At 73.7% G+C, this 9,016-nt stretch carries 8 protein-coding genes; 2 read left to right on the plus strand and 6 right to left on the minus strand.

The window, feature by feature from the left end:
* Nucleotides 1-517: 517 nt before the first annotated feature.
* The 6 genes from BIU95_RS06190 to BIU95_RS06215 form a co-directional block, all read right to left on the minus strand.
* A complete protein-coding gene (locus BIU95_RS06190; RefSeq protein ID WP_071250968.1) occupies nt 518-1,303 on the minus strand; it encodes an ABC transporter ATP-binding protein in 786 nt (261 codons plus the stop codon).
* The gene (locus tag BIU95_RS06195) at nt 1,300-2,139 is read right to left on the minus strand and encodes an ABC transporter ATP-binding protein (protein ID WP_175470729.1); all 840 of its coding nucleotides are present in this window, start codon (nt 2,137-2,139) and stop codon (nt 1,300-1,302) included. The genes BIU95_RS06190 and BIU95_RS06195 overlap by 4 nt, the downstream gene beginning before the upstream one ends.
* A complete protein-coding gene (locus BIU95_RS06200) occupies nt 2,136-3,020 on the minus strand; it encodes an ABC transporter permease (protein WP_071250971.1) in 885 nt (294 codons plus the stop codon). Before BIU95_RS06200 ends, BIU95_RS06195 begins: the two co-directional genes overlap by 4 nt.
* Nucleotides 3,017-3,970 carry an ABC transporter permease gene (locus BIU95_RS06205; RefSeq protein WP_017885780.1) on the minus strand — a complete coding sequence of 318 codons (954 nt, stop codon included), beginning with the start codon at nt 3,968-3,970 and terminating at the stop codon, nt 3,017-3,019. Before BIU95_RS06205 ends, BIU95_RS06200 begins: the two co-directional genes overlap by 4 nt.
* 70 nt (nt 3,971-4,040) lie before the next feature.
* Entirely contained in the window at nt 4,041-5,585 is a 1,545-nt protein-coding gene (locus BIU95_RS06210) for an ABC transporter substrate-binding protein (RefSeq protein ID WP_071250974.1), read from the minus strand.
* Nucleotides 5,586-5,643: 58 nt separating this feature from the next.
* Nucleotides 5,644-6,591: an alpha/beta fold hydrolase gene (locus BIU95_RS06215; RefSeq protein WP_071250977.1), complete on the minus strand. Its 948-nt coding sequence runs from the start codon at nt 6,589-6,591 to the stop codon at nt 5,644-5,646.
* Between the two features lie 66 nt (nt 6,592-6,657).
* On the opposite strand from BIU95_RS06215, the gene BIU95_RS06220 reads away from it, so the two are divergent.
* Nucleotides 6,658-7,560: a siderophore-interacting protein gene (locus tag BIU95_RS06220; RefSeq protein ID WP_254783284.1), complete on the plus strand. Its 903-nt coding sequence runs from the start codon at nt 6,658-6,660 to the stop codon at nt 7,558-7,560.
* Nucleotides 7,560-8,378 (plus strand): ABC transporter ATP-binding protein, encoded by an 819-nt coding sequence (locus tag BIU95_RS06225; RefSeq protein ID WP_071250983.1) that lies wholly within the window; start codon nt 7,560-7,562, stop codon nt 8,376-8,378. The genes BIU95_RS06220 and BIU95_RS06225 overlap by 1 nt, the downstream gene beginning before the upstream one ends.
* Nucleotides 8,379-9,016 lie beyond the last annotated feature (638 nt).

The raw sequence follows: 9,016 nt of genomic DNA on the forward strand, positions 1-9,016 counted from the left end.
GCCTTGTAGGCCGGCGCCGTGCGGGCAAGCTCGCACGGGGTGGCGGGGCGTGCACGGTGCGGTGGGCTCGTGCGCGTCGGTCGGGAGGCGCGGGCCGGGCCGTTGCCGTGCCTCCTGGCTGGGCGCACGGTGCGGTTTCGTGCATGTGGTGCGGTGTTGCTTGTTCGGTGCGGCCTTGTAGGCCGGCTCCGTGCGGGCAAGCTCGCACGGGTTGGCGGGGCGCGCACGGTGCGGTGGACTCGTGCGCGTCGGTCGGGAGGCGCGGGGCGGGGCGCGCACGGTGCGGTTTCGTGCATGTGGTGCGGTGTTGCTTGTTCGGTGCGGCCTTGTAGGGCGGCTCCGTGCGGGCAGGCTCGCACGGGTTGGCGGAGCGTGCACGGTGCGGTTTCGTGCATGTGGTGCGGCGTTGCTTGTTCGGTGCGGCCTTGTGGGTCGGCTCCGTGCGGGCAAGCTCGCACGGAGTGGCGGAGCGTGCACGGTGCGCCGCCCGCCCGCCCGCCCGCCGCCGCCCGCCCGCCTACGGCAGCGTCGGCGCCGCCGCCACCAACGCCCGCGTCACCGGGTGCTGCGGCGCATCGAGGAGCGAAACCGGCCCGTGCTCGACGACCCTGCCGTGGGACATCACCGCGACCGTGTCGCACAGCCGCTGCACGACGCCGATGTCGTGCGACACCAGCACGAGCGTCAGCCCGAGGTCGTCGGCGAGCGATCGGAACAGCTCGATCACCCGGGCACGGACGACCACGTCGAGGGCGCTCATCGGCTCGTCGCCGAACAGGATCCGGGGCGAGTGCACCACGGCCCGGGCGATCGCGATCCGCTGCCGCTGCCCGCCGGAGAACTCGTGTGGGTACCGGTCGACCGTGTCCGCGGGCAGGTCGACGCGCTCCAGCACGGCACGCACGAGCTCGTCGTGCGACCCCGGGACCTGCAGTGCCCGCAGCGGCTCGGCGACGATCGCGCCGACGCGCATCCGCGGGTCGAGGGACGCGTACGGGTCCTGGAACACCACGCCGGTCTCGCGACGGAACCAGCGCAAGGCGCGCGCGGACCGGGACGCGACCACCGGACGACCGGAGGCGGCGACGGTGCCGGCGGAAGGGCCCTCGAGGCCGGCGAGCAGCCGGACCAGCGTGGACTTGCCGGACCCCGATTCGCCGACGATGCCGAGCCGTGCGCCGGGGGCGACCGTCAGGTCGACACCGTCGACTGCGGTGCGGACCGGACCGGGTTCGAACGGGCCGCGGCGGGGGAGGCGGTAGGTGCGGTGGAGACCGGTGGTCTCCAGGGCCGGGAGGGTCACGGGGCGGTCCTCCTGGCGGTGGCACGTGCGGCGTCGACGAGCGCGGCGGTGGCGGGGTGCTGCGGCGCGGCGAGCAGGTCCGCGACCCGGCCCTGCTCGACCACCCGGCCGGCGTCGAGCACCACGGCGGTGTCGGCGATGCGCGCGAGCACGGCGAGGTCGTGGGTGACGAACACCATGCCCGCGGGCAGGTGCTCGAACAGGTCGAGGATGCGTGCCTCGGTCGTGACGTCGAGCGCCGTGGTCGGTTCGTCGGCCACCAGGTACGACGGCTCGCCCGCCATCGCCATCGTGATGCAGATCCGCTGCCGCTGCCCGCCGGACAGCTGGTGCGGGTACTGCCGCAGCAGCGATTCCGGGTCGGGCAGGCCCACGGACGCCGCCAGGTCGACGGCCGCCGCGCGGGCCGCGCGACGGTCGAGCCCGCGGTGCAGGCGCAGCGGCTCGGCGATCTGCCCGCCGACCCGTCGCAACGGGTCGAGCGCGGTGCCCGGCTCCTGGAACACCATCGCGATGCCCGATCCGCGGTGTCGCGCGCGCTCGCGGTCGGGCAGGCCGACGAGTTCGGTGCCGTCCAGGCGGACGCTGCCGGTCATGACGGCGCCGGTGGGCGCAAGGCCCATCAGGGCGAGCGAGGTCATCGACTTGCCGGATCCGCTCGCGCCGATCACGCCGACGCGCTGGCCGGGAGGCACGGTGAAGCTGACGTCGTCGAGGATCGTCCGCCCCGTGATGCGGACCGACAACCCGCGCACCTCGAGCCCGGAGGCTGCGGTGGTCGCGTCGGTGCCGGCTGGGCCGGCTGGGCCGGATCCGGCGCGTGCGTCGGCGGTCATGCGGTCACCCCCGGGGTGGTCGTCGCCGGATCGCTGCGACGGCCGTCGGTGCTGCGGTCGCTCGTCGTCAGCCGCGGGTCGGAGGCGTCGCGCACCGCGTCGCCGAGCAGCGAGAGTGCCGCGACGACGAGGGCGATGGCGGCGCCCGGCCAGGTCGCACTCCACGGGTGGACCCCGATGTAGGTCTGCAGGTCGGACAGCAGGCTGCCCCACGACGCGGTGTCGGACCCGGCGCCGTAGCCCAGGTAGGACAGCCCGGCCTCGGCGAGCACGGCCGTGGCCATCGCGAGCGACAGCTGCACGGTGAACAGCGGCGCCGCGTTCGGCACCAGGTGGCGGAACAGCACCCCGGCACCGCCGACGCCCGATGCCCGCGCCGCGGTGACGTAGTCGCTCCGGGCGATCCGCCGGATCTCGCCGCGGGCCACGCGGGCGATCGTGACGCCGAAGGACAGCCCGACGCTGACGATCACCACGCCGAGCGACCCGCCGAACACCGCGGTCAGGAGCATCGCGGTGAGCAGGGTCGGGAACGCCACCAGGATGTCGAGCAGGACCGCGGTGCCCTCGCGCACCCAGCGGGCGGTGAGCGAACCGATCGCGGTGAGGACGATGCCGACGACGCTCGCGATCACGCCGGAGCCGACGGCGACGAGCACGGTGGTGCGGGTGCCGGCGAGCAGGTAGCTGGCGATGTCGCGGCCGGCGGCGTCGGTGCCGAACCAGTGCGCGGCGTTCGGTCCCTCCCACTGGTGGAACGGATCGGCGCGGAACGGGTCCTGCGGCGTCCAGACGAACGACACGGCGGCGAGCACGACCAGCAGGCCGAGCACGACGACGGCGAAGACCCCGGTCGGTCGGGACACCAGGCGGCGGATCATCCCTGCACCTCGCGCTGTCGGGGGTCGAGGGTGCGGTGCACGACGTCGACGGCGAACCCGACGAGCAGCACGAGCCCCGTGAGCACGAGCAGTTCGGACTGCACCTTGGTGATGTCACGGCGGCCGACGTCGGTCACGAGCATCCGACCGACCCCGGGCAGCGAGAACAGCTGTTCGACGACGACGGCCCCGACGAGGAGCCCGGCGATCTGCACCCCGAGGACGGCGAGCACCGTCAGGGCGACGCTCGGCAGCCCGTGACGGAGCAGGGCCTGCGTGCGGGTGAGGCCGATCGCGGCCGCGGTGCGCAGGTGGTCGGCGTCGAGGACGGAGAGCGTGGCGGAGCGGGTGAACCGCAGGATCACGGCCCCCTCGACAGCACCGATGGTCAGCGCGGGCAGCACGAGCGACGCGAACGCCCGCCCGGGTTCCGACCAGCCGTCGAGCGGGAAGCCCTGCGTCGGCAGCCAGTGCAGCGTCACGGCGAACAGCGCGACCAGGAGCATGCCGGCCCACACGACGGGCACGGCGGCGACGGCCTGTGCGACGAACCCGATGACGGCACCTCCCGGGCGGCGACGGAGCACCGCGGCGACGACCCCGAGCGGCACGCCGATCACCAGGGCGGTCACCAGCGACATCGCGGCGAGCGGCAGGGTGATCGCGAGCTTCTGCGCGATCTCCGGAGCGACGGCACCGTTCGTCACCAGGGAACGGCCCAGGTCGCCGCGGAACACCCCGCCGATCCAGTCGAGGTACTGCACCACGACGGGCCGGTCGAGTCCGAGCTGCTGGCGGAGCTGCTCCACCTGCGCCGGGGTCGACTGCGTGCCGGCGACGACCTGGGCGACGTCACCGGGCAGCACGCGGAGCGTGGCGAAGATGATGACGCTCGCCACGAGCAGGCCGACGACGAGCAGGAGCGCCCGCCCGATGAGGAACCGGGTCACGACACCGATGCTACGGGGATGGAGTGCGCCCCGGGCACGCGGCCGCTCCGGGGCGTGGTGTGGCTCCGCCTCACTTGACCGCGAGCTTCGACAGGTCGAGGCGCGAGTTGCCGCCGTCGACCGGGAAGCCCGTCACGCCGGAGCGCACCGCGGTGATCTCGGTCGCCGTGTAGAGCCACTCGCCGGCCGCGTCCTCGCTGACGATGCGTGCGGCCTTCCGCAGTGCCTCGGTCTTGGTGGCCTCGTCGGTCGCCGCGATCGACCGGGCGTACAGCGCCTGCACCTTCGGGTTGTCGTAGCCGAAGTAGTAGTCCGGGTTCGCCCAGTTGCCGAAGTCACGCGCCTCGACGTGGTCGACCATCGACAGGTCGAAGTCCCGCTCGCCGGACTTCGGCGCCTGGAACACCGAGGACAGCCAGGTGGCGAAGTCGACGCGCTTGACGGTCAGGGTGATCCCGACGTCGGCGAGCTGGGACTTCAGCACGTCGCCGATGGTGGTCGGGTAGATGTTCGCGTAGGTGAGCGTCAGCTTCAGGTCCTGCTGCCCGGCGGCGGCGAGGAGCTTCTTCGCGTTCGCGGGGTCGTACGCGTCGATGTCGGTCAGGTCCTCGTAGCCGGGGTCGAGCTCCGGGATCGGGCCGCCCTGCTCCACGCCGGTGCCGCCGATCGCCTTGATGAGAGCCTTCGCGTCGATCGCCTGCCGGATCGCCTGGCGCACGCGCTTGTCGGTGAAGGGTTCCTTGCGGTCGTTGAACGCCAGCGTGTACTTGTCGGTCGTCTTGCCGCTGTGCAGCGTGATGTCGCCGTTGCCCTGCAGCTGGCTCTTCAGGGTGCCGTCGACCGGGTTCAGGACGTCGAGGTCACCGTTCGCCATCGCGTTGACGGCGGTCGACGGGTCGGTGATGTACCGGAAGACGATCTTCGCGACCTTCGCCTTCGTGCCCCAGTAGTCCTCGTTGCGGTCGAAGGTGAGCGAGTCGCCCTGCTTCCAGTCCGACACCTCGAACGGGCCGGTGCCGTTCGCACTGTCGGACAGGTCGTTGTCCGCGGCCTTCTCGAGCACCAGGCCGGCGCGACCGGTCAGGTTCCAGAGCAGGTCGGAGTCGGGCTTCGCGAGTTGCAGCACGACGGAGTCCGCGGACGGCGAGGTGATCGACGTGACGCCCGCGAGCTTGGCCGAGTCGACGTACGAGTCGTTCGACTTGACCTGCTCGAGCGACCACACGACGTCGGCCGCGGTGACCGGCTTGCCGTCCTGGAACGTCGTGCCGTCCCGCAGCGTGAACGTGTACGTCAGGCCGTCGTCGGACACCTGGTGCGACGAGGCCAGCACGTCGCGGACGTCGCCCTGGGCGGTCCGGCCGACGAGCCCCTGGTACACGTTGTCGATGAGCACCTGGTCGAGCGCCGCCCCGGACTGGGTGCGGATGTCGAGACTCGTCGGCTCGAGCACGAGCCCGACACGGACCGTGGCGTCCTTGCCGCCGGTGGTGTCGGACGAGCCGGAGCAGCCGGTCAGCGCGACGGCTGCGACGACGGCGACCGCGGTGGCGGCGACGACAGCGCGCCCGGTGCGCGAGGTGCGTGCAGGACGACGGAGCAGGAGCGGACTCATGGGGTGGTGGGTTCCTTCCGGGCGCGAGGGCGGGATCGGGCCTCGCGCTCGCACGAGGCTACCGGCGGCCGGGGCCGTCCGGCGACGGTTCTTCGATCGGGTGCAACAATCCGTGCCGCCCCGCCCATGCCCGGATCGCCGACGCCAGTTCGAGGGGCGCCTGGTTCTGCACCGCGTGCCGCGAGGTCACCGTCACGATCTCGGCGTCCGGCAGACGCTCGGCGAACCCGGCGTGCAGCTTCGGGGAGACGTACCCGCGGTCGCCCCGGACGAGCAGGATCGGCACGCGCAGGGCCTCGAGGTCCGGCCACGCGTCGGCGAAGCGCCCCACCGACGACGTCCGGCCGGCGGGCAGGTGCGGGAAGTGGTGCCGGCGGACGAGCCGTCCGTCCGCACCGAGGGCCGTCGTGTGCCGGGCCTCGCGCAGCAGTACCTGCCGGTCGTCACCGACCCGCGCCTCGATCGCCCGGTCGACGACCTGCTCGAGGGACTCGAACGGCTCCTCGGCCTCGAGCGCACGGGCGATCCGGTCGACCGCACGCTGCGCGAAGTCCGGCGACATGTCGACGAGCACGAGTCCGGTGACCCGCTCCGGCGCGGTGGCCGCGAGCCGAGCGGACAGGATGGCGCCGAGCGAGTGCCCGACGACGACCCCCGGCGGCACCGCGAGCGCGTCGAGCGCGGCGAGCACGCTCGGCGCGGTCGCGGCGGCCGCGTAGTCCGCGTCCTCCCGCCACGACGACCGACCGTGGCCGGGCAGGTCGAGGGCGACCGCCGGCTCGCCCACGGCGAGTGCCGTGGTGTCGAAGCTGTGGGCGTCGATGCCGAGCCCGTGCAGGTAGGTGATCCGCGCCTCCCGGCCAGCGTCGCCCCACCGGATCGCGGAGATCTCCTGACCGTCCGCGGTGCGGACCACCTGCCTGGAGGCGCGGAGCGGCGTGGTCACGCCGCTCGCGCTGGCGAGGGCGGGCAGGTCGGCGAATTCGTCGTCGGGGGCTTCGGACACGGGGACGATCCTCGCACCGTTCCGGGGGCCTGGAGGCGTTAGGTAAGGCATGCCATACTCGGTTCCGTGGCAACCCGGTATCGCGTCTTCCCCGTCCGTGTGGCCGCCGTCACGTCGCTCACCCCGAACTTCGTCCGGGTGACACTGACGGGCGACGCGCTCGCCGACTTCTCCTCGGTCGGTCTCGACCAGCGGATCAAGATCGTGCTGCCCCTGCCCGGCATCGGCTTCTCCGAACTGCCCGAGGACGAGGACTGGTACGCCGCCTGGCGCGCGCTGCCGGACGAGACCCGGAACCCGCTCCGCACGTACACGGTCCGTTCGTTCCGGCCGGACGCCCGCGAGCTCGACATCGACTTCGTCGCGCACGGCGACACCGGTCCGGCGTCGCGCTGGGTGTCGGCGTGCCGCGTCGGTGACGAGCTGCGCATCGTCGGGCCGCGCGTGCCCGAGTCGCCGGAGGACCTGCCGACCGGTGCCGCCGAGTTCGCTCCCGGGCACGCGAACCGGATCCTGCTCGCCGGGGACGAGACCGCCGCACCGGCGATCTGCGCCATCCTCGAAGCCCTCGACGTCTCGACCGTCGGCCACGTCTTCATCGAGGTGCCCACCGACGCCGACCGGCTGCCCGTCAGCGCGCCCGCCGGGGTCGAGGTCCGCTGGATCGCCCGGAACGGCGCCACCCACGGCGTCCGGATGACCGACCAGGTGCACGCCTGGGCCTCCACCGTCGCACCGGCCACTGCCGCCGCGTGCGAGCCGGCCGCCGAGCTCACCGACGTCGACGTCGACGAGCAGGTGCTGTGGGACGTCCCCGCCGCTGTCGAGGAGCGTCCCGTGTACGCGTGGATCGCTGGCGAGGCCGGCTGCGTCAAGGAACTCCGCCGCCACCTGGTGCGCGGCGTCGGCATCGACCGCAAGCAGGTCGCGTTCATGGGCTACTGGCGGCACGGCAAGGCCGAGCACTGATGCCGACCGCGGGTGCCGCGCACGGCCCGGTCCCGACCACCGCGCTGGGCGCCCGCGGGCTGACCCTGGCGTACGACGACCGGGTCGTGGTGGACACGCTCGACGTCGACATCCCCGACGGTGAGCTGACGGTCATCGTCGGCCCGAACGCCTGCGGCAAGTCGACGCTGCTGAAGTCCTTCGCCCGCACCCTGAAGCCCCGTGCCGGCACGGTGTTCCTCGACGGGGCGCCGATCGACTCCTACCGCCCGAAGGCCGTCGCCCGCCGGGTCGGGATGCTCCCGCAGACCCCGATCGCCCCCGACGGCATCACCGTGCGCGACCTGGTGTCCCGGGGCCGGTTCCCGCACCAGGACCTGCTGCACCCCTCGTCCGGATCCGACCGGCAGGCCGTGCAGGCCGCACTCGAGCAGACGTCGACGGTGGAACTCGCCGACCGCAGTGTCGACGAGCTCTCCGGCGGGCAGCGGCAGCGGGTGTGGATCGCGATGGTGCTCGCGCAGCAGACCGACATCGTGCTGCTCGACGAGCCGACGACGTTCCTCGACATCGCGCACCAGTACGACGTGCTCGAACTCGCCTCGACGCTGCACGCCGCCGGCCGCACAGTCGTCGCGGTGCTGCACGACCTGAACCAGGCCGCCCGCTACGCCACCCACGTCATCGCGATGCGCGACGGTGCGATCGTCGCTTCGGGGGAGCCGGCGTCGGTGCTCACCGCGGACCTCGTCGAGGACGTCTTCGGCCTGCCGTGCGTCGTCGTCCCCGACCCCGAGACCGGCACGCCGCTCGTGGTGCCCCGGCGGCCCGCGGCCTGACGCGGCTGCGCCGGCGGCTGGGCCGGCGGGCCGGCGGCCGGGTGGGGCTGGTCACGACTCGTCGTGGGCCGGCGCGCGAGTGGTCACGAACCGTCGGCTGGCGGCGCCGTAGGCGACGGTCTGCGACCGCTCGCCGCGCGCCCGACGGGGTGTTGCGACCGGCCGTGGCCCTGTCCCGGCGCCGCCACGCGCCTCCAGGCCGTCGGCCGGTCGCGTTTCGTCGCCTGGCCGGCCCGCCGCCGAGTGGTCACGACTCGTCGTGGGCCGCACGTCGTGTGGTCACGAGCCGTCGGCTGGCGGCGCCGCCGGCGACGGTCTGCGACCGCTCGGCGCGGGCCCGGCGGGGTGTTGCGACCGGTGCGCGGGTGCAGCGGGGTGGGGCGCGGCGGCCGGGAGGCCCGTGACGGCGCCGGCACGCGCCTCCAGGCCGTCGGCCGGTCGCGGTTCGTCGCCTAGCCGGCCCGCCGCCGAGTGGTCACGACACGTCGTGGGCCAGCGCGCGAGTGGTCAGGAACCGTCGGCTGGCGGCGCCGCAGGCGACGGTCTGCGACCGCTCGCTGCGCGCCTGGCGGGTTGTTGCGACCCGCGACCGGGTGCAGTGGGGTGGGGCGCGGTGGCCGGGAGGCGCGTGGCGGCGC

It is taken from the genome of Curtobacterium sp. MCBA15_007, from assembly GCF_001864905.1.
In the GTDB taxonomy this organism is placed as follows: domain Bacteria; phylum Actinomycetota; class Actinomycetes; order Actinomycetales; family Microbacteriaceae; genus Curtobacterium; species Curtobacterium poinsettiae.